This window comes from Jeotgalibaca sp. A122 (assembly GCF_052266715.1).
Taxonomy (GTDB): domain Bacteria; phylum Bacillota; class Bacilli; order Lactobacillales; family Aerococcaceae; genus Jeotgalibaca.
In genome coordinates, this window is the sequence record NZ_JBQPRB010000012.1 from 17,857 (window position 1) to 39,425 (window position 21,569).

At 39.4% G+C, this 21,569-nt stretch carries 20 protein-coding genes; 1 reads left to right on the top strand and 19 read right to left on the bottom strand.

Annotated features, from left to right (window positions below; translation table 11 throughout):
• Positions 1-11: 11 nt before the first annotated feature.
• From xerC to ACTU7M_RS10540, 11 genes are all read right to left on the bottom strand, one after another.
• The gene (xerC, locus tag ACTU7M_RS10490; RefSeq protein ID WP_443474344.1) at positions 12-932 is read right to left on the bottom strand and encodes a tyrosine recombinase XerC; all 921 of its coding nucleotides are present in this window, start codon (positions 930-932) and stop codon (positions 12-14) included.
• 161 nt (positions 933-1,093) lie between these two features.
• The gene (gene topA / locus ACTU7M_RS10495) at positions 1,094-3,160 is read right to left on the bottom strand and encodes a type I DNA topoisomerase (RefSeq protein WP_443474345.1); all 2,067 of its coding nucleotides are present in this window, start codon (positions 3,158-3,160) and stop codon (positions 1,094-1,096) included.
• An 89-nt stretch (positions 3,161-3,249) separates the two neighbouring features.
• Positions 3,250-4,149 (bottom strand): DNA-processing protein DprA, encoded by a 900-nt coding sequence (gene dprA, locus ACTU7M_RS10500; RefSeq protein ID WP_443474346.1) that lies wholly within the window; start codon positions 4,147-4,149, stop codon positions 3,250-3,252.
• Positions 4,150-4,206: 57 nt separating this feature from the next.
• The gene (locus tag ACTU7M_RS10505; protein WP_443474347.1) at positions 4,207-4,989 is read right to left on the bottom strand and encodes a ribonuclease HII; all 783 of its coding nucleotides are present in this window, start codon (positions 4,987-4,989) and stop codon (positions 4,207-4,209) included.
• Positions 4,979-5,860 (bottom strand): ribosome biogenesis GTPase YlqF, encoded by an 882-nt coding sequence (ylqF, locus tag ACTU7M_RS10510; RefSeq protein ID WP_443474348.1) that lies wholly within the window; start codon positions 5,858-5,860, stop codon positions 4,979-4,981. The genes ACTU7M_RS10505 and ylqF overlap by 11 nt, the downstream gene beginning before the upstream one ends.
• A 74-nt stretch (positions 5,861-5,934) precedes the next feature.
• A complete protein-coding gene (lepB, locus tag ACTU7M_RS10515) occupies positions 5,935-6,534 on the bottom strand; it encodes a signal peptidase I (RefSeq protein WP_443474349.1) in 600 nt (199 codons plus the stop codon).
• A 30-nt stretch (positions 6,535-6,564) separates the two neighbouring features.
• Positions 6,565-7,101, bottom strand: coding sequence for a signal peptidase I (lepB, locus tag ACTU7M_RS10520; protein ID WP_443474350.1), 537 nt, complete (start codon positions 7,099-7,101; stop codon positions 6,565-6,567).
• Positions 7,102-8,598, bottom strand: coding sequence for a S41 family peptidase (locus tag ACTU7M_RS10525; protein WP_443474351.1), 1,497 nt, complete (start codon positions 8,596-8,598; stop codon positions 7,102-7,104). It lies immediately after the preceding gene.
• Between the two features lie 37 nt (positions 8,599-8,635).
• On the bottom strand, positions 8,636-9,340 hold the full coding sequence (gene deoD, locus ACTU7M_RS10530) for a purine-nucleoside phosphorylase (protein ID WP_443474352.1): 705 nt from the start codon (positions 9,338-9,340) through the stop codon (positions 8,636-8,638).
• 3 nt (positions 9,341-9,343) lie between these two features.
• On the bottom strand, positions 9,344-9,598 hold the full coding sequence (locus ACTU7M_RS10535) for a YozE family protein (RefSeq protein WP_443474353.1): 255 nt from the start codon (positions 9,596-9,598) through the stop codon (positions 9,344-9,346).
• 27 nt (positions 9,599-9,625) lie between these two features.
• Positions 9,626-10,258, bottom strand: a complete 633-nt coding sequence (locus tag ACTU7M_RS10540) for a DUF2140 family protein (protein ID WP_443474354.1) — start codon at positions 10,256-10,258, stop codon at positions 9,626-9,628.
• 115 nt (positions 10,259-10,373) lie between these two features.
• Here ACTU7M_RS10540 and trhA point away from each other — a divergent pair, with 115 nt between their 5' ends.
• The gene (gene trhA, locus ACTU7M_RS10545) at positions 10,374-11,021 is read left to right on the top strand and encodes a PAQR family membrane homeostasis protein TrhA (protein WP_443474355.1); all 648 of its coding nucleotides are present in this window, start codon (positions 10,374-10,376) and stop codon (positions 11,019-11,021) included.
• 37 nt (positions 11,022-11,058) lie between these two features.
• Here trhA and ACTU7M_RS10550 read toward each other — a convergent pair whose 3' ends face one another.
• The 8 genes from ACTU7M_RS10550 to lepA all read right to left on the bottom strand — a co-directional run bounded on the left by ACTU7M_RS10550 (position 11,059) and on the right by lepA (position 21,522).
• Positions 11,059-11,529, bottom strand: coding sequence for a dihydrofolate reductase (locus ACTU7M_RS10550; protein ID WP_443474356.1), 471 nt, complete (start codon positions 11,527-11,529; stop codon positions 11,059-11,061).
• A gap of 16 nt (positions 11,530-11,545) precedes the next feature.
• Positions 11,546-12,493, bottom strand: a complete 948-nt coding sequence (locus ACTU7M_RS10555) for a thymidylate synthase (protein ID WP_443474357.1) — start codon at positions 12,491-12,493, stop codon at positions 11,546-11,548.
• Positions 12,494-12,517: 24 nt separating this feature from the next.
• Entirely contained in the window at positions 12,518-14,404 is a 1,887-nt protein-coding gene (locus ACTU7M_RS10560) for an ABC-F family ATP-binding cassette domain-containing protein (protein WP_443474358.1), read from the bottom strand.
• Between the two features lie 68 nt (positions 14,405-14,472).
• Entirely contained in the window at positions 14,473-16,146 is a 1,674-nt protein-coding gene (locus tag ACTU7M_RS10565; RefSeq protein WP_443474359.1) for a formate--tetrahydrofolate ligase, read from the bottom strand.
• Positions 16,147-16,230: 84 nt separating this feature from the next.
• Entirely contained in the window at positions 16,231-17,235 is a 1,005-nt protein-coding gene (locus ACTU7M_RS10570; protein ID WP_443474360.1) for a hypothetical protein, read from the bottom strand.
• Positions 17,228-18,730 (bottom strand): DUF1538 domain-containing protein, encoded by a 1,503-nt coding sequence (locus tag ACTU7M_RS10575; RefSeq protein WP_443474361.1) that lies wholly within the window; start codon positions 18,728-18,730, stop codon positions 17,228-17,230. Before ACTU7M_RS10575 ends, ACTU7M_RS10570 begins: the two co-directional genes overlap by 8 nt.
• Positions 18,731-18,835: 105 nt before the next feature.
• The gene (locus ACTU7M_RS10580; protein ID WP_443474362.1) at positions 18,836-19,600 is read right to left on the bottom strand and encodes an SDR family oxidoreductase; all 765 of its coding nucleotides are present in this window, start codon (positions 19,598-19,600) and stop codon (positions 18,836-18,838) included.
• A 95-nt stretch (positions 19,601-19,695) separates the two neighbouring features.
• A complete protein-coding gene (lepA, locus tag ACTU7M_RS10585; RefSeq protein ID WP_443474363.1) occupies positions 19,696-21,522 on the bottom strand; it encodes a translation elongation factor 4 in 1,827 nt (608 codons plus the stop codon).
• Between the last annotated feature and the right edge of the window lie 47 nt (positions 21,523-21,569).

The window sequence follows — 21,569 nt, forward strand, 5'->3', positions numbered from 1 at the left end:
TGTTTCTTTCGCTAATTATCGGTTCTCCGCTTCGCACGGGGATGAAAAGCTTGATAATTTCTTTGTAAGGCATCTTTCGTCACATGTGTGTAAATTTGCGTGGATGAAAGACTGGCATGTCCGAGCAATTCCTGGACCGTTCTTAAATCAGCACCCTCATTCAACATGTCAGTCGCAAAGGTATGACGTAACATGTGCGGATGCAAATTACCGGTTTGCCCAGATTTTTTCATGATTTGTTTCAAAATATGCTCAATCCCGCCAGACGTTAAAGGTTCGCCTAACCGATTAACGAATAGATAATCGTGTTCTTGCTTGTATTTTGTCATCAGAACCGAGCGTCCCTTTTCCAAATAGAAAGTAATAGCTTCCAAGGCAAAATGGCCAAAAGGCACATAACGCTCTTTGTTTCCCTTACCATATATCAAAATGACTCCTAGTGTTGTATCAATATCTGCCATTTGGATATTTCTACATTCGCTGACCCGGATACCAGTTGCATACAGAAGCTCTAATAAAGCAACATTTCGGTAGTCCAATGGCTCTGTCCCACTGGCTGCGTCGAATAGTTTCTCTAATTCTTCCTGATAAAGATGTTTGGGGAGCCGTAACGTGCGATTTTTGTAAGAAATGGATGCTACTGGATTTTCACTGATTTTGTTCTCCCGAAGTAAAAAGCTATAAAAGCCCCGTAAACTCGAGAGCATTCTGGAGATACTATTCCGACTTAATTGCTCTTCATCCAGAAAGCTAAGGAATAAGCGGATATCTATTAATTTAACATCCTTAAATGCCGCTTGCCCCGTATTACTGAGATAAGACTCAAATTTTTTCAGGTCCTGAAGATAAGCTTTGACTGTCTCATCGGAATACCTTCTCTCAATCGCTAAGTAATGGATGAAAGCTTCCAACCATATATGATTTTCTTCCATCGTCCAACCTCCCATCCTTATCCTAAAATATCATAAGGTTTACTTTTGTTCAATTCCAGATAGGAACGTTGACAATTCATTTTTGGACAATGGTATTTTGACAACGTTTTCTGATATTGTACCAAAAAAAGAAGCACTTATGCTTCTTTTTTGGAGATATTCTATTTTTGAACTTCTTCTTCATAGTCACAATGGCTACATTTTACTTGTTGTCCACCACGGACCTTCTTTTGCACCAGATAATGATCACATTTAGGGCAATTCCGACCAATTGGTTTATCCCACGAAACGAATTCACAATCAGGGTACCGATCGCACCCGAAGAATATTCTGTTTTTCTTGGATTTACGTTCAATGACTTCCCCTTCTTTACAAAGCGGGCATTTAACATTGATTTTCTTCACGATTGCCTTGGTATTGCGGCAGTCTGGGAAGTTGCTACAAGCATAGAATTTACCGAATTTACCAATTTTGATAACCATGGGGCTACCGCACAGTTCGCAATCGAATCCTGCTGGTTCATCCTTGATTTCGATTTTTTCCATTTCTACTTCTGCTTTTTTGAGGTGTTTCTCAAAAGGTTTATAGAACGCATCGATAACTTTAACCCATTCTAATTTACCTTCTTCAACAGCATCCAAATCCTTTTCCATATCCGCTGTAAATGAGACATCAACGATTTCAGGGAAATAGCTGTCTACTAAGCCATGTACAATTGTACCTAATTCAGTTGGTTCAAATCGTTTGGCCACGAGTTTAACGTAATAGCGACGCTGAATTGTTTCAATCGTTGGGGAGTATGTAGAAGGTCTTCCTACACCGTTTTCTTCCAACGCTTTAATAAGAGAAGCTTCTGAATAACGTGCTGGTGGTTGTGTAAAGTGTTGGTTTGGAATGATGTCTTTTGAATAGACAACATCTCCAACATTTAGCTCTGGCAGCATATTATCCTTTGTTTTATTGTCTTGATAAACTTTTCTAAATCCAGGGAATTTTTCTTTCGAACCATTAGCCCGGAAAACCAAATCTTGATTGGCCAAGTGAACGCGCATGGTGTCAAAAATTGCTGGTTGCATCTGGCTGGCTACAAATCGTGACCAGATAAGTTGATACAATTTAAACTGGTCTTTGCTCAAGTATTGCTCGATATCCGCTGGTTTTCGCATCACACTGGATGGCCTGATCGCTTCATGGGCATCTTGAGATCCTGTTGAGGATTTATCAGCACGTGGTTTATTCCGAGCATACTCCTGTCCATATTCATCAAGTACAAATTGATGTGTTTCAGAAACAGCACTATCCGCAACACGTGTCGAATCCGTACGCATATAGGTAATCAAACCGACAGAACCTTCTTTACCAAGGGAAATCCCTTCATATAATTGTTGGGCAACCATCATCGTTTTTCTAGTTCTGAAGTTTAACTTATTCGCTGCATCTTGTTGTAAACTGGATGTTGTAAAGGGCGGTGCGGGATTTCTTTTTTGTTGTTTCTTTTCTACATCGGAAACCAGGAATTCATTTCCGGATAATTTCGCCAAGGCTGACTTGGCTTCTTCTTCATTTGAAAGTTTGGCTTTTTTACCATCGTTGAAACCATAAAAACTAGCTTCAAAAATACTCTTATCTTTTTGGAAAGTACCATCCAACGTCCAGGATTCTACTGGTTCGAAGTTAGAGATTTCCTCTTCACGATTGATGATAAGTTTCAGGGCAACTGACTGAACGCGTCCGGCACTCAAACCTTTTTTTACTTTCTTCCATAATATAGGAGAGATTGAATAACCAACTACCCGGTCTAATACCCGCCTAGCCGTTTGAGCGGAAACCAGATCCAGATTGATGGGTCTTGGATTTTTTATTGCTTCTTTAACTGCCGTTTTTGTTACTTCATTATAAATAACACGGATGTTATCGGATGGGTCTAGTCCTAGCAAGTAAGCCAAGTGCCAGGCAATAGCCTCACCTTCCCTATCCGGGTCAGATGCGAGAAATATTTTTTCTGCACCTTTTGCATATTTTTTCAGTTCCTTGATTAAAGGACCTTTTCCCCTGATGGAGATATAGTCCGGTTGGTAATTGTTCTCAAAATCAACCGCCATGCGGCTTTTTGGTAAGTCACGTAAATGGCCTTTACTTGCAACCACTTTATAATTGCGACCGAGATATTTTTCGATTGTTTTCGCTTTTGTTGGTGATTCTACGATCACCAAATATTTATAGGCCAAAGGAAAACTCCTTTCATTACTTACTTGTCATTATCATGACCTGAAATCGTTTATCATCTTATGCTATTAATTAGAGTTTTGTCAAATATTTATTTTTTTTGCCAAAAACCAATCATTTCTGAAACGATATCTTCAAAGCTTAAAACTGCTTTGGCTCCCGCCTGTATTAATTGATTGGTTCCTTTATAAGCAGCATTTAAAATGTTTCCGGGAACAGCAAAGACTTCTCGATTTTCTTGAAGAGCCACATTTGCAGTAATCAAACTGCCTGACTTTTCTTTGGCTTCCACAACCAATACCCCTTGCGAAAGACCTGCAATAATGCGATTTCGCATCGGAAAATGATGTCTTTGAGGCCCGACACTTAATGGATATTCGCTCAGAACCAACTGCGTTTTCAACATTACTTTTTGTAATTCTTTATTCTCAGCCGGATAAAATTGGTCCATCCCTGTCCCGATAACAGCTATTGTAGCACCGTTATGTTTGATTGTCTGTTTATGGACCTCGCGATCTACTCCTTTAGCTAAGCCGCTGACGGTTATGATTCCCGCCCGCACAACTTCTGGAGTAATGGTGGCTATCACATTTTTTCCATATTCTGTTATCTGGCGGCTACCCACAATGCCCAAGCGCTTGCCTCTTGTTAATTCCCAATCCCCTTGAAAATAGATGACAACAGGGGGAAGGTAAATCTCCTTTAACTCATCAGGATAATCTTCATCGATGATTGTACAAACTTTCGTACCTGTTCGCTGAAGCTTCTCCATTTTGCGGTTGATATTTTCAATTTCCAATGCTTTTTTGACTGCATCTAATTTTTTGCAAGCCGTGTTGTAGTTTTGCCAAATACCTTTTCTCAAGATAATGTCTTCCAGTGCTAATTGCGGATCATTGATTAGAGCTACGGTAATTGCTACCATTTCTTCAGCACTAAATACATTCACGAGCGAACAAATGATTAATTTGTTTCGTATTAATTTTCTCATAAAAAAACTCCTTTCTCTCTATGTATATATAGAGAAAAAAGAGCCAAAAACTTTTTTTTAGTTTAAATTATTTTTCGCCATCGTTTTTATTGGTTCAAAACTCAATCGGTGAATTGAGGTGAAACCGTATTGTTCCAGCCCTTCCAAGTGTGCTTTTGTTCCATATCCGGCATTTTTCTCAAATGCATAATGGGGATATTCTTTGGCATACTCTTCCATAAGACGGTCCCGGTATACTTTTGCAACAATACTGGCCGCTGCGATGGAATAGGACTTAGCATCGCCTTTGATAAGGGAGATTTGCTTCACAGGAAGTGCCAACTTCATTGCATCAATCAATAAGGCATCCGGAGATTCGGGTAAATTGGCTACAGCAGCCATCATGGCTATTTTAGTAGCCTCATAAATATTCAAGGAATCAATATCGGTATTTTCTACTATACCGATACCCACTTGAGCTTTGTCAAGAATGATATCGTAGAGTTCGTTACGCACTTTTTTTGATAATTTTTTTGAGTCATTGATCCGTAATGCAGGCATATCCTCGGGCAAAATAACAGCTGCTGAAACAACGGGACCTGCTAGGGGTCCTCTTCCTACTTCATCAATACCAGCAATACATTGATAACCTTCTGCTTTTAATTGGTTTTCAAAAAGCAACATGTTAGCCTGATGTTGCAAGAGATTTTGGCGCTTTTCATGTTGATTGCGCCATTTTTTCAGCTCATTGAGGACCCCTTTACGGGTATCCGTACTGAGTTCAGAAAAAAATGGATGGGTCGGCTCAGTAATTTCAGCCAAAATAGTTTTTATTTCGCCAATGGAATATTTATTGCTCATTGCTTAACTCCCGTGAATCTTGATGGATTACTGGAACACTATCAAGAGTATAGGTGCCTAATTTCCCATCACGAATATCAAAAATCAACTTTTCGCTGGCACGTTCATAGTCTTCGCCAAAATTTAACTTCTTGGTCAACTCCATCAGCAATTCTGGGTACGTTTTTTCATCCATTGTTTCTGAAAGATGATAGGTTGCCGCTATTCTTCCAGGGTAATGGTTGATGAAAAATTCCAGTGCGTGTAAAGCAATATCATCTTTGTGGAAAAGTGTGTCCTTGATAGCGCCCGTTAGAGCTAACTTCACTCCTACTGTTTGATCTTCGAACTTATGCCATAAAATACCTGGTGTATCCAGAAGCTCAAAATCATCGCCAATTTTTAGCCATTGCTGTTGTTGCGTAACACCTGGCTTATTAGCTGTTTTGGCCCGGTTTTTCTTTATCATCTGATTAATAAACGTTGACTTCCCAACATTCGGTATACCTAAAACCATTAAGCGAATAGCACGCGGCTTCAATCCTTTAGATTTACGGACCGCCATTTTCTCAGCCATCATTTCTTTGATTATTTTCTTGGTTCGAGTAATGTCGGATTGGCTAAAGGTATTGATAGCAACTGCTTGTTGGTTTTTATCAACGTGACTGAAATAGGCAAGCCATCTATCCGTGCTGCTTCGATCTGCTAAATCGGCTTTATTCATAATAATCAAACGTGGTTTATTCCCAACAATTTCATCCATTAAAGGGTTACGGCTTGATTCTGGAATACGCGCATCCACCAATTCAAGGACAATATCAACCATATTTCTGTTTTCGATTGCTTCTCTTTTAGCTTTGGCCATATGCCCAGGGAACCATTGAATCTGCATTTATTTACGCCTCCATTAATCTATAAATGAGGGTGAGACAAAAGGTCTCACCCTCTTTGTATTCTTGCTAATAGTTACTCATTTTCTCCTAAAAAACCTATCTTATCTAATGGCCATATTCTCAAACTGGATGTCCCTTCAATCTCTTCAGCGGGTACAAATCCAAACATGCGACTATCTTTGGATACTTGACGGTTGTCGCCCATAACAAAAAATGTGTCTGGTGGCACAACTGCAGAAGTACTTCCGGGAATATCAACTAACGAAAAATCGTTTGTGATTTGCCCTTCGTTCACCGTTTCTTTCAACGGTTCAAGATAATGTTCTTCAACTAGTTCACCATTGATGAATAAGTCATCTTTATAATATGTGATTTCATCACCAGGCAGACCAATGACACGTTTCACATATTCTTCGTCATCGGTTGGATTGTCCGGGGCGGGAAATACTACGACATCAAATCGATCCACATTTCCCAAACGATTTAAAATCAAGCGGTCGCCACTCGTTAGTGTTGGTACCATTGAATCACCAACCACTTCAAAAGGAAAGAATAAGAAGGTTCTGATAAGAATAAATAACACATAAGCAACTACAACTGATAGCAATATATTTACAATCTCTTTTATTAAGTTGTAACCTCTGCTTTTGTTTTCCTTTTGGTTATTATCCATATGAACACTCCTTTATTTGATTCGATAGACTTACTTTATCCAGGCAATTTGATCAAATGGATAAATAATTACCCGCGCTTTTCCTACCACAGATTCTCCAGGAACAAACCCAAACATGCGGCTGTCTTTGCTTCTTGGCCTGTTGTCTCCCAAGACAAAATAATGACCTTCTGGAACTTTACGTTCATCATCTGATTCAATAATAGAAAAATCAGAAGTAAAAATTTGATTCGATTCCAATTTTTTAGCCAAAAACGGTTCCGAAATTCGTTTCCCATTTATATACAACTGGTCATTTTTGTAAGCGACAGTCTCCCCAGGCAGGCCAATCACCCGTTTAATATAAGTGGCGTCTTTATCATCATGGAATAAAATGATATCAAAACGATCAATTGACTTACTCTGATGATATATTAAATAACTATCGGGAATTAAAGTAGGTGCCATTGAATCGCCCGCTACTTGCAAAGGTATAAATACAAAGTAACGAACGAAGAGTGCCAAAGCAATGGCTACAGCAAAAGCCTTAAACCATTGCCAAATAGTTTCAGAAAGTGATTTTCTCATTTACTCACTCATATTCCCCAATAATTCCAGTGCTTTATCCAGCTGGGTATCATTTTCTGAAATAACTTCTCGAAGTTCTTCCACTAATCCAACTGAAGTTTGGTCATCAATTTCACCTGTCTGTGACAAATCGTTATCTTGTTGGAATTGCTTGACTGCTTCCACCGTATCATAGTCATAATAGCCATCAGCGACCAAAGAATAACCAACTGCACTCAGCATTTCTTCTACATTTTTAACTGCTTCAGAAACAGATCCAACTTCATAAGTCGCAGTAGAATCAATAATTGTCAAGAAGGCGTATGAAGGCAACTCAACTTCATGGTCAGGGGCAATCCCTTCTCCATGAATCCAGTTCCCTGCTGGTGTTAACCATTTTGCCACCGTTAACTTGAGTTCACTGTCCTCCGTAAGAGGATAAATGGATTGAACAGTACCCTTTCCAAAGGTGGTCATCCCAACCAAAGGAACCTCTGCTTCTTCTTTCATGATACCTGCTACGATTTCTGAAGCACTAGCACTTCCCTCGTCAATCAGCATGATTACCGGTTCATCAATTTGGAACTCGCCATATTCTTGATCATTTGCCTTTATGATATAAGGATTACCATTTTTTTCTTCCGTTTGCATCAGAATAGCGCCATCCTCTACAAACATATTCCCAATTTTCAAAGCCTGGTCAAGTAAACCACCCGGATTTTGTCTAAAATCGAAAACGAATTTTTTTGCACCTTGTTCCCGTAACGCCTCTACTCCAGTAACAATTTCATCATAAGTAGGTCTGGCAAAACTGAACACTGAAATCACGCCGATTTCCGGATTTTCTTTTGATAATTCATAAGATACGGTTTCAATTGGAATCGTATCCCTCATAATTTCCACAGTGAATATTTGCGTTCCACGTTGAATTTCTAAACTAACCGAAGTCCCGCGTTCACCACGAATGAGGTTGACTGCTTCTGAAGCTGTCATCCCAGACAATGAAGTTCCGTCAGCACTCAAGACAATGTCATTAGGTAATAAGCCTGCTTTATCGGCTGGCGCACCTTTGATGGGTGAAACGATGACTATCTGATCATTAATGCTCATAATTTCAGCACCAATACCTTCAAACGAAGAGGAAATTGTTTCGTCCATTGTTTCAGTTTCTTCAATATTCAAATATTGGCTGTAAGGATCCTCGATAGCATTGACCATTCCTGCCAATGCTCCTTCAAGTAAATCTTCTTCATTAACGTCTTCGATATAATTTGAGAGGATAATTTCATAGACGGCCTGAATATTTTGCGAACCGGGCACATCTTGAATGTCCTTTATGGTTTGCGTTGACTCTGACTGAGAATTACTCGTATCGCGATTGGCAAGATTTACTTGATTGCTTTTTGCGAATATAAAAGTCACTCCCGCAGAAATCGCAGCAACTAAAATAAGGGATAACAAGTAAACAGGAAGTTTGATGCCCACTTTTCTTTTTTTATTGTTTTTATTCATATTCATTTGTATGGGGACCTCCTTCAGGATAGTTGAACAGTGTTTATTTCAATACGCTGTCCAAAGCAACCAACATCATATCATCAAATGTACGTTCGCGCTCTTCAGAAGTGGTTTCTTCTCCTGTCAGGATATGATCACTAATAGTTAAAATCGCAAGTGCATTTACATGATGTTGCGCTGCCAACATATAGAGGCCTGTCGCTTCCATTTCGATTGCCAAGACACCATAGTCAGCTAGTTTCTTTGTGTCTAATTCTTGATTATAGAAACGGTCTGAGGAAAGAACATTACCAACATGAATGTTTAATCCACGTTCTTTAGCAGTATTGTAAGCATCATATAGCAAGTTGAAACTCGCAAGCGGAGCAAAGTTTACTTGATTATTGAAAATATTAGAGACAACACTTGAATCCGAAGTTGCGCCTTGTGCTAAAACAATGTCACGGATATGAACATCTTCCTGGATACTTCCCGCCGAACCTACACGAATTAAGTTTTTAACACCATACTCGGTAATGAGTTCATTCGCATAAATCATAATGGATGGAAGCCCCATTCCTGTACCTTGAACCGATACGCGTTTACCTTTGTAGGTACCAGTGTATCCAAACATGTTGCGGACAGAATTGTACTGAACTACGTCTTCCAAGTATGTTTCAGCGATATATTTAGCCCGTAGTGGATCCCCTGGTAATAAAACTGTTTCTGCTATTTCTCCTGGTTTTGCTGCAATATGTGTACTCATAAATTAATCCCCACTTTTTCTTAATATTTTATTTGCTTGCTCTTTTCTTTCTTTGAACTGGCTATACATCTCATCAAAATCATCCATGTGATTAGAATATTCACCACTCAACTCCAGATAATCCGCTAATATGTAGTAATCAGAATGATTTCTGGGAAATCCAGTATCTTTGTCTAACTTGTTTGCAAACTGGACCATGGAATCTTTTTTGTTGCGATCCCTAAAAGTCATTGCAAATTGATAAAATTGCTGGTCCATTTTTCCCCTCCAGTCTATTCATTATTCTTATTGTAGCAAATTTTCTTTTGTTATGGTTATGATAAAGGTGTATTCTGCAACATCTTTATCGATTTTCTCAAGTTTTATTCTCTGTATAGCATCAGTTTGAATTTCAGAAAGCAAAATTATAATCATCTGTGCTTTCGAATCAATCAAAATGGGTATTTCAGCATCCAGTTGGGTCGCAAGTAATTGCAATACTTGTGCGATAGGTAACGTCAGTTTACCTAGTTTAACATCATTAACTTTTAATTGGAGATTTCCGTCCTCCATTGCGAACGGATCCGCCTCAATTTGATAGCTAGTCTCAAACCCAAACACAGATAACTCACCTAAAACTAGTAGCGCTTGGTCTGAAATTTTAATTTGGGGGACACGCTCAGTTGCGCTATTTTCACTTATTGCGAATTGTAATAACTCTTCTAAATCTTTATTTTCCAAGGTTATTGTCGCTGCAATCGTATCTTTATCGTTTTCTGATACTGTGCTCTTATTCTCAAGTGCTATTTCGTTCACATCATTGTCTATGGGTTTCAATAAATTTAAGGCATAGAAAATGGCTCCAATATTTATTGAAAGCAAAAGTATAAAAGCCCATTTCCACCCGGCATTTGAACGTTTTCCCCGTTGCTTAAACACGCAATCACCCTCAATCTAAGACTACTTGTTTTTTCTAATTCTAGCACTAAATGTGTTATACTTCTATTAGATATGTTCGAAATAAACATGAGCGACGAAATATGGAGGTTAACCTATGTCAAATCAAACACTTGAAATCAAAAAAAGCGACCTTGTCATGGAAGTTCTAAACGCAATTACCCATGGAATTGGCACCCTACTCAGTATTGTCGCGTTAGTATTTTTGGTTGCTAAAGGGATACAATCGGGTGATGGCATCCATTTGACTGCCTACCTCGTTTATGGCATATCCATGATCCTGTTATTTCTTGCATCCACACTCTATCATAGCTTTAGTTTTACCCGATTCAAAAACATTTTTCACTATATCGATCATGCTGCTATCTATCTGTTGATTGCTGGGAGCTACACCCCCTTTTGTTTAATAGCACTGGAAGGAACCCAGGCGAAAGTATTATTTATTTCAGTTTGGGGGATTGCCTTGGTTGGGGTAGTCCTTAAAGTGTTTTTCGTGGGAAAATATAACAAGCTATCGACTATTTTGTATTTAATGATGGGTTGGCTCGCAATATTCTTAATTAAACCAATTAGTGCATATTTAGGAACAAGTGGATTAACCTTGATGATATTAGGTGGTTTAGCCTATAGTTTGGGTACTATATTCTATAGTATTAAACGATTCAAATTCATGCATGTCATTTGGCATCTTTTTGTTCTTGCAGGGGCTGCCTTCCACTATTTCACAGTATTACTTTACGTCTAAAAAAACCGGAAAATCTGTAAAAGATTTTCCGGTTTTTTTATTTTCTTTTGAATGTTTGAAAACGATGGGCGTATTTATTCTTTTCGTCAACGGTTCCTTCTGTTTCTTCAACTAATTCCCATTCATCCCAATTTACTTCAGGAAAAAAAGTATCACCATCGAAAGTACCACTTATTTTTGTTCGTATAAGTACATCGGCTTCCGGAAGGAATTTTTTGTATATCTCGCTTCCACCAATTACATAAATGTCCTCATCGGGTAAATCATTCAAACGGTTTATCACAACCGCACCCGGTGCTTCGTAATCATTTTGGCGTGTCAACACATAATTTTTACGATTTGGTAACGGACGGTTCCCCATGCTTTCAAAAGTTTTGCGACCCATGACAATGGTTTGTCCATTTGTTGTGGTTTTAAAAAATTTTAAATCATTTGGAAGGTGCCATGGCAGTTTGCCATTTTTACCAATCGCCCCTGCATCATCTTCAGCCCAAACCAGTATGTACATTTATACCCCTACTTTCCTATACCGCTATCGGCGCTTTAATCCTTGGATGACTCTTATATCCTTTGACGACAATATCATCTTTCTCCATGTCAAAGATGGATTTTTCTGGATTTTTAATAACCAGTTCAGGTAATTCATATACTTCGCGAGAAAGTTGCTCTTTAATTTGGTCCATATGGTTTAAGTAAAGATGTGCATCCCCAAAAGTATGGATGAATTCTCCCACTTTTAAGCCTGTCTCATTCGCAATAAGATGCGTTAACAAAGCATAACTGGCAATATTAAAAGGAACCCCTAAAAATACATCCGCACTCCGTTGATACAGCTGGCAACTCAATTTACCATCAGCAACAAAAAATTGGAATAAAGTATGGCAAGGTGGTAAAGCCATATTTGGAACGTCTTCTGGATTCCAGGCTGACACAATTAAGCGCCTAGAATCCGGAGTTGTTTTAATCATTTTAATAACGTCCTTGATTTGATCAATGGTCTCCCCTTGCGTTGTTTTCCAATGACGCCATTGCGAACCGTATATATTCCCCAGCTCGCCATATTTTTCAGAAAAGATATCATCAGTTAAAACTTTCTCCCTGAACGCGGATAACTGTTCTTGATAAACTTCATTAAACGCTTCATCCTGTACTGCTCGTCTACCAAAATCAGTCATATCAGGCCCTTGGTAATCAGTTGATTTACTATAACGTTCAAAGGCCCATTCATCCCAAATGTGATTATTGTTTTCCAGTAAGTAACGGATATTGGTGTCCCCTTTTAAAAACCACAGTAATTCGCTTTTAATCAGCCCAAATGCGGTTTTTTTAGTTGTCAGAAGCGGGAATCCCTTTTGCAAATCAAAACGCATCTGATAGCCAAAAATGCTCTTTGTGCCGGTTCCGGTTCGATCTGATTTCTCGACCCCTTCATCCAGTATTTTTTGTGCTAGCTCAAGATATTGTTTTGTCATCTTCAATCCTCCTTACTTTCATATTTATTCGGAAACAAATTGGCTCAAATACTCATATCGTTCCCACTTGGCAGCTAATAATGCTTCTTTTTTTTCTACTTCGCTTTGTAGTTCACCGAGTTTGATAAAGTCTGATGCATTTTCCAGCATTTTTTCTTTCATGTCCGTAATATCTTCTTCCAAGAGCATTAATTCTTCTTCGATTCCTGCCCATTCTAACTGTTCACTGTAAGTTAACTTAACTTTTTCTTTTGATTCAGTTATTTTTGGTTTTACCGATTCCAATTTAGATTGAGAAGGTTGATTGAGTTCAGCTTCAACTTCTAAATACTCAGTCATGTTTCCAAAATACAAGAAAGGACCATTCATGCCATCTACGATGAGTAGATTGTCGACTACTTTATCCAGGAAATAACGGTCATGGGATACGACTAAAGCTGCGCCCTGGAAACTTGTCAAATAGTCTTCCAAAACGGTCAGTGTTTCTATATCCAAATCATTTGTCGGTTCATCAAAAAGCAAGACATTGGGTTGATTCATCAGTAATTTCAACAAATACAAACGACGTCTTTCCCCACCCGACAAAGTGCGAATCAAACTTCCATGCATTTCACGCGGAAATAAGAAGGTTTCAAGCAATTCCGTTACACTAACCCGCGTACCATCGGCTATTTTCGCTTCTTCTGCAACTTCCTGTAAGTAATTAATGACACGTTTGTCTTCAGGGAATGGTTCCATAATTTGACGGTAATATCCGATTTTAACGGTCTCACCTATTGTGAGTATGCCCGATTCAGGTTCAACTTCACCAGCCAGCATTTTCAGGAATGTCGTTTTCCCTGAGCCGTTTTTACCTACAATACCGATGCGATCGCTAGCCTGGAAAATATGATTGAAATGCTCAAGCACAATTTTTTCTCCAGCTTTTAACGTGATATCCTCCAATTGGAAAACACGCTTGCCCAGACGGGAGCTGTCAAAATTGATTTCCAACTGTTGATCATCAACGTTCGATCCTTTAACATCTTTTTCCAAATCTTCAAAACGATGAATACGTGCTTGTTGTTTTGTCGTCCGAGCTTTGGCGCCTTTACGCATCCAGGCAAGTTCACTCTTATATAATTTAGCTTGTTTTTCAGTCATTTTTTGCTGAATGGCCTCACGTTCGGCCTTTTGCTCTAAATAAGTAGCATAATTCCCTGAATAGCTCTCAATTTCGCCATTCTTTAATTCCAACATCTGATTTGTAACACGCTCAAGGAAATAACGGTCATGGGTTACTAATAATAAAGAACCCTTATACTGAGCCAAATATTTTTCCAACCATACAATAGCATCCACATCTAAGTGGTTGGTAGGCTCATCCAAGAGAAGTAAGTCAGGCGCCTGCATCAGAACCTGTGCTAAACCGACACGTTTACGTTGCCCACCAGAAAGCTCACCAATTTTTTGTTCGAGATTCTCAAGTCCCAATTTATTCAGTATCGTTTTGAATTGGACTTCTGCCTGCCAGGCGTCATTCGTATTCATCTCTTGTTCAGCACGGGAATAGGCTTCTTGATTGCTGACATTATCGCTGACAGCGGTTAGACGTGCCAGTGCTTCTTCATAGTGGCGAACAGTCTTGATCAAGGGGACGTCGCTGGAAAAGACCGTTTGAAAAATGGTTTTTGATTCATCGAAAACTGGTTCTTGTGGTAAATAGTTAATACGATAGTCATTTGCTTTTTCAATTTTGCCTTCATCAGGAGTGTCTAATTCGGCAATAATACGCATTAAAGAACTTTTTCCACTACCATTCTGACCAATCAGTCCTACATACTCTCCCTCACGGATTGTGAAGGAGATATTTTCAAATAGTTGCTTTATACCGTGGGATTTAGATAATCCAATTGCTTTCAAATCTTTCATATTTAGGTCAACCCTCAATTTCTATCAATTACTGTATTTCCATCCTACAGTATATCGCACCTTGGACTTTAGAACAATCCAACTACGGTTCCATCCTCCAGGACATCCATATTTAAGGCTGCCGGTTTCTTAGGCAAGCCTGGCATCGTCAATATGTCACCGGTCAGAGCGACAATGAAGCCAGCACCAATTTTTGGTACAAATTCCCTAATCGTGATCGCAAAATTTTCGGGACGAGCCAATTTTTTAGGGTTATCTGATAAAGAATATTGTGTTTTCGCCATACAGATTGGTAAATGGCTCCAACCATGTGTATTGAATTGCTTCATTTGTTGACGTGCTTTTGGACTAAAGATGGCTTCGTTTCCACCGTAAATCTCTTTAATAACCTGATTAATTTTTTCTTCAATGGTTGTGTTTGGTGCATCATATAAAGGCGTGAATTGGCTTGCATTATCAGTCGCCTCTATCACGGCCTGTGCTAATTCCAAGCCTCCTTCAGGACCTTTACCCCATACATCTGCAATTTTACAAATTACACCAAGACGTTTACATCCTTCTTGTACCACAGCAATTTCCTCCGCAGTATCCTGGGTGAAGGCATTAACGGCAACAATGACAGGCAAGCCATATTTCTTCATGTTACTGATATGCTTTTCTAAATTAGAGAAGCCTTTTTCCACTGCGGATGGGTCTACCGTGTCTTTCAAATCAGCAACTTTAATGCCACCATGCATTTTTAGGGAGCGTATCGTCGCGACGATGACAACGGCATCCGGGGCTTTTCCTAAAACGGGCACCTTGATATCGAGGAATTTCTCTGCCCCCAAGTCCGCTCCAAAACCGGCCTCGGTTACCACATAGTCAGCTAGTTTCAAGGCCGTTTTCGTTGCAATGACACTGTTGCAGCCATGGGCAATATTGGCGAAAGGTCCACCATGCACGAATGCTGGAGTATGGTAAAGTGTTTGAACCAAATTAGGCTCCAATGCGTCTTTTAAGATGAGTGTCAGTGCACCTTCCATTTTCAAATCACGAACGGTTAGTGGTTCTCTCGTACGATTATATCCAAAAACGATATTCCCTAAACGATGCTTCAAATCCTCCATTGAAGTCGCAAGACACAAAATAGCCATGATTTCACTGGCTACAGTGATATCGAAACCATCTTCACGTGGCACACCATTTGTAGGACCACCCAATCCTACAACGATATTTCTCAAAGCTCGGTCATTCACATCCATAACACGTTTCCAAGTAATCCTTCTCGTATCAATATCAAGTTCGTTTCCTTGTTGGATGTGATTATCAATGAAGGCAGACAATGCATTGTTGGTGGCGGTAATAGCGTGCATATCCCCAGTAAAATGTAAATTTATTTCTTCCATAGGCTGAACTTGGGCAAAACCACCTCCAGCAGCCCCACCCTTCATACCCATCGTTGGGCCCATTGAAGGTTCGCGTAAAGCAATCATACTTTTTTTGCCCGCTAAAGCTAGTGCGTCACCCAAGCCCACCGTCACAGTCGATTTACCTTCGCCTGCAGGCGTAGGATTGATTGCTGTCACCAAAATTAACTTGCCATCTTGTTCATCTTTTAATTTTTCGATGGCGCCCCAGTCAATCTTAGCTTTATATTTACCATATAATTTTAAATCATCAGGGTCTAGATTAATTTTTTCAGCAACTTCCACAATCGGTACCATTACATTTTCTTGTGCGATTTGAATGTCTGTTTTCATCATTGCATCCTCCAAGTGAGTATTTTCCTATATCTTAACAAAAAAAACTCAAACCGGGTATACCCAGTTTGAGGCAAAATACGACTATTCGACAAATAACCCCGTCGTGTTTCCTATAGGAAACACGAACAATACACCCGTTCCTGGGTCATCCAATCGGAATTCTTCGTTTATACTCTTACTGATGGAATAGGATTTTTCTCTTTTTGCTATCATCATAACAAGTTCCTTCTCTGGTTCAATGTCATTAATAAACAGCCTGTGTTCCACAACATGGGAACCTCTGGCATGGAAGATAGTGCCTCCCGTTGAGCCACCTTTTTCAGCCGAAGCAATCACGGCCGCATCTTTCCCAGAAGGAACGATCGCCCAGATTGCATCATATTGATCACCGGAATTCTCATAATTTGTGCCTGATTCCACTAATCTATTTTTAAATAAACCATGAATTTCATTAACATCGAAAGTAAATAAGATTCCCGAATTAGCTTTTTGAAGGTTTAGATTGTTAGACAGTTTTTGCTTTAATTCTGAAACTTTACTCGCCGGAACGAGCATCAAAACAGTCTCTTTTTCATCTTGGGTAGCCAAATTAAATATTTTGCGGGAATAATCCGCTGAGCCATGTGCAGGCAGGATGGTTCCCCCAAAATAAGCATCATCGTTTGTGAGTTCAACGATTTCTTCGCCAATTCCTTTATTGACTACAATACAGACACCAACCACACCGGATGTTAGTTTCGTATCTTCAAGTTGGATTTCCGGTGCTTTATGCGTGATACCAAGACAATGTGACAAGGTAACAGAGAATATGATGCCACTATTACGTTTGTCGAAATTGAACTTTTCATTAAAAGATTGGATGTGTTCTTTTTCTTTTATAGTCGGAACAATAAACAAAAGAATTTCCTTGCTTACTTCCCCCAATTCCAACATCTGAAGGATTGCACTTGGAATGGTACCCCGACCGTGTAAACTCGTATATCTTTTGATTCCAAGTGATTTTGCAAATTGAATAATACGTTGTGCTTTCGTTCGGTTCACAATGACCGCTAACAAGCTATAATTACCATCTAAGTGATTATTCATATATATCTTCCTTTCCTAAGCGAGCATCGTTCTTAGTGCGGAGACGGTATAATAATCCTAATGCCTGGACCGTTACCAATGGTGTCATAGCCACAAGCGCAATAACACCAAAACCATCTGTTAAAACGTTGGCAGATGGGTTGGATTCCGCAACACCCTGGGCAAATGGCAGTATAAATGTAGCAGTCATCGTTCCCGCTGCAACACCGCCCGAATCAAATGCTATACCTACAAAAATATCTGGAACAACAAATGACAATACAATTGCGATAATGAGGCCTGGCAAAAGGATGTGCCATAACTGTAGAGAAGGAATAATAATTCTTAAAATGGATAACCCAACCGCTAACCCAACGCCTAGCGCCAAGCTAAACATTACTGTTCTGGCTTTGATAGCCCCCGCTGTTTCTTCTTCAATTTGGTTCGTCAAAACATGGACGGATGGTTCTGCCGGTATGGTAAGAACACCAAAGATAATTCCAACCGCAATGACCCATAAATTACCTTTTGTTTCAGACAACAGAAACCCAACACTACGGCTGGCATCCATGAAACCAGCATTGACACCAGTCAAGAATAAAATCAAACCAATGATGGTATAGACTAATCCGATATTAATACGAATCATTTGGCGTTTGCTTTTCTTTAAGCTAACGGCATTTAAAATGTAAAAGAGAATCAGGACAGGAATTAATGATAGTAAGGAATCACGAGTTGTTATCGGTAGTTGCTCGATAAAAGCGCCCCACACTCCTGTGGACTGAATCGTCTCAACAGGGATTTCTCCTGATAAATTGCTGTCCGGACTTACAATTCCCATTACTAGTATTCCCAATATGGCCCCGGTTGAGGCAATACCCAACAAACCAAAGCTGTCCGTGTCTTCTTCAAGACCACTCCTTGTGATAGCAGATGCTCCACCTGCCAGTGCCAACATGAAAGGAACGGTAATCGATCCGGTAGTAGATCCCGATGCATCAAAAGCGATGGCTAAAAAATCACCGGAATTAAAAAGAGCCAAAATAAAAATAATGCCATAGATAACTGCTATAAATCTATTCAAGGGGACGCTCTTTAAAATACGATACATCCCTAAAGCTATCATTAAACCAATTCCCAGTGAAACGACGATCACTAATGTCATTTGAGGAATGGCATTATTAGTAACAGCACTTACTTGTTGCGCTAATATATGTAAATCTGGTTCGGCTACAGAAATGATAAAGCCAAATAGAAAACTTCCGATCATAACAATTTTCATCTTATTCGTTTGAATAAGCGCCTGACTCATGTCTTCTCCTATTTTTTCGATACTTATATCGACACCTCTAAGAAATAAAGGCATACCAATCATTATAAGAACAGATCCAATAATAAACCGATAAATTATTTCAGATTCAATCGGCACTACAAAGAAATGTAACAACAAAATCGAAACGATGATTGGAATAATTGAAAGTGATACCTCTCTAAACTTTTCTGTTAACGCGTTCAATTTAACCTACTCCCTTCGAAAATTTCACCCTAGAAGTATAACATATTTTCAACTTTTCGTCTAAAGATTGACATTCAATATTGTTATTTTATAGCGGTGATGGTCTTAAGGAGAATAGCGCCATCCAAATTCATCATGATAAATCATTTGGGTTTTCATCCCACCATCAACGATAAATTCTTGCCCTGTTATAAAGCCTGATTTCTGATCATCCAACAAGAATTCTACCATGGACACTATATCAGTCGGTTTTCCTACCCGTCCTACGGGATGCTGTAAATGGTCACTTTGAGAAAGTGGAAATGATTCACTTTGGTACTGTAAAGAAGAGACGTCAATCCAGCCGGGACTTATAGCATTAACCCGAGCTCTCGTCTTTAAACTATTTGCCAAAGCGTGTGCCAATGACAGAATCGCTCCTTTAGATGTTGCATACGTTTCATTATTTTCCATACTTTGAGAATGACGCGTAGAAGAGAGGAGGATAATACTCATGTCATCCGAAAAATAATCTTGCAGGTGTTTTACTAAATAGTAGGCTGAACCAACATTGACTTGAAATGTTTCCATAAAATCCGCGTAGCTCGCATCACTCTTCAGACCACCTTTGTCAATAGCAGCATTATGGATGATTCCATGAATAATTTCAGTCTCACTTTTTATTAATGAGATAAATCGCTTTAAGTCTGCTTCCTTGGCTAAATCGCCATACATAAAATGAAGATGCGGATCGGAAAGTTTTCCTTCTAAAGCTTTACCAGCTGCTTCATCTCTATCTATTACAAATAAATCGACATTCGTGTGCAGACATTCTACGATTGCACGACCAATGCCGTTTGCGCCACCTGTTAATACAACTGCTTTTTTCATCTGTTTACCTCCTAAAAAAAAGATTAAAGCACCTCGTTGAGATGCTTTAATCTTAGTTATAAAAGTTTAGATATTCAAGTTTGAGCTGCCTGGATTTACTTATCTTCGTCCAACTTAAGAACAGCCATAAACGCTTCTTGTGGCACTTCAACGGATCCAACTTGTTTCATCCGTTTCTTACCTGCTTTTTGCTTCTCCAACAATTTACGTTTACGTGAAACGTCACCACCATAACATTTTGCCAAAACGTTTTTACGTAAGGCTTTGATGGTTGTACGAGCCAGAATTTTATGCCCGATTGCTGCTTGAATAGGCACCTCAAATTGTTGACGCGGGATTAATTCACGTAATTTCTCTGTAATGGCACGGCCACGACTAAAAGCAAAGTCACGGTGAATAATCGAGCTCAAGGCGTCAACCTGTTCGCCATTTAAAAGAATATCCATCTTCACTAATCTACTTGGCTTATAGCCAATCAGTTCATAGTCCAAAGACGCATAACCTTTTGTACTTGATTTTAACGTATCAAAGAAATCAAAGATTATTTCTGCCAATGGAATTTCATAAACAACATTAACTCGAGTATCATCCAAGTAATCCATCGTCATAAAATTCCCACGTTTTTTTTGTGCAATTTCCATTACCGCACCAACATAATCATTAGGTACCATAATTGTTGCCTTCACATACGGCTCTTCAATTGTTTCTACTTCCGTTGCATCTGGTAATTCAGATGGGTTATCGATAGAAAGAGTCGTCCCATCGGTTTTTTGGATGTGATAGATAACTGATGGTGCAGTTGTAATGATATCCAATCCGAATTCACGCTCAATCCGTTCCTGAATTACATCCATATGCAACATTCCCAAAAATCCTGTCCGGAAACCGAATCCAAGTGCTTGCGAGGATTCTGGTTCGAATTGCAAGGATGCGTCATTTAATTGTAGTTTTTCCAACGCTTCTCTTAAGTCGTTGAAGTCAGAAGAATCAACAGGATAAATACCACAATAAACCATCGGATTTAATTTGCGGTAACCTTCCAAAGCTTCTTTAGTTGGATTGTTGGCCAACGTTACGGTATCCCCAACCCGAGCATCCTGGATGTTCTTGATGCTGGCCGTTACATACCCTACATCTCCAACCATTAGATAGTCACGTTTGATAGGTTTTGGAGAAAAGATTCCGACTTCAGTAACATCATATTCTTTGCCACTTGCCATCATGCGAATCTTATCACCAGGACGTAAAATACCATTCTCAACTCGGATATTCAATACTACCCCACGATACGAATCATAGGCTGAGTCAAAAATAAGTGCTTGTAGTGGTTCTTCCAAATCCCCTTTAGGAGCTGGGATTTTATGGACGATTTCTTCTAGTAATTCAGAAATACCGATACCTGCTTTTGCACTAGCAAGGACTGCTTCACTCGCATCAATACCGACAACATCTTCAATTTCCGTTCTGACGCGTTCAGGGTCTGCAGCAGGTAAATCAATTTTGTTGATAACCGGCACAATCTCTAAATCATTGTCGATAGCTAAATAAACATTTGCCAACGTTTGTGCTTCAACACCTTGGGCCGCATCCACAACAAGGACTGCCCCTTCACACGCCGCCAAACTACGGGAAACTTCATATGTAAAGTCGACGTGCCCAGGCGTATCAATCAAGTGGAAAATATATTCCTCACCATCTTTGGCCTTGTATGTAAGTTCTACGGCATTCAATTTAATTGTAATTCCGCGCTCACGTTCCAAATCCATGGAGTCCAATAATTGTGCCTGCATTTCCCGTTCTGCTACTGTGTGGGTTTGTTGCAGAATCCGGTCTGCCAATGTGGACTTCCCATGGTCGATATGAGCGATAATGGAAAAGTTCCTTATCTTCTTTTGTCTTTCTTTCATCTGCTCTAAATTCATATATTTGCTCACTTTCTGGAAACCTATTATTCTAAAATTATACCAAG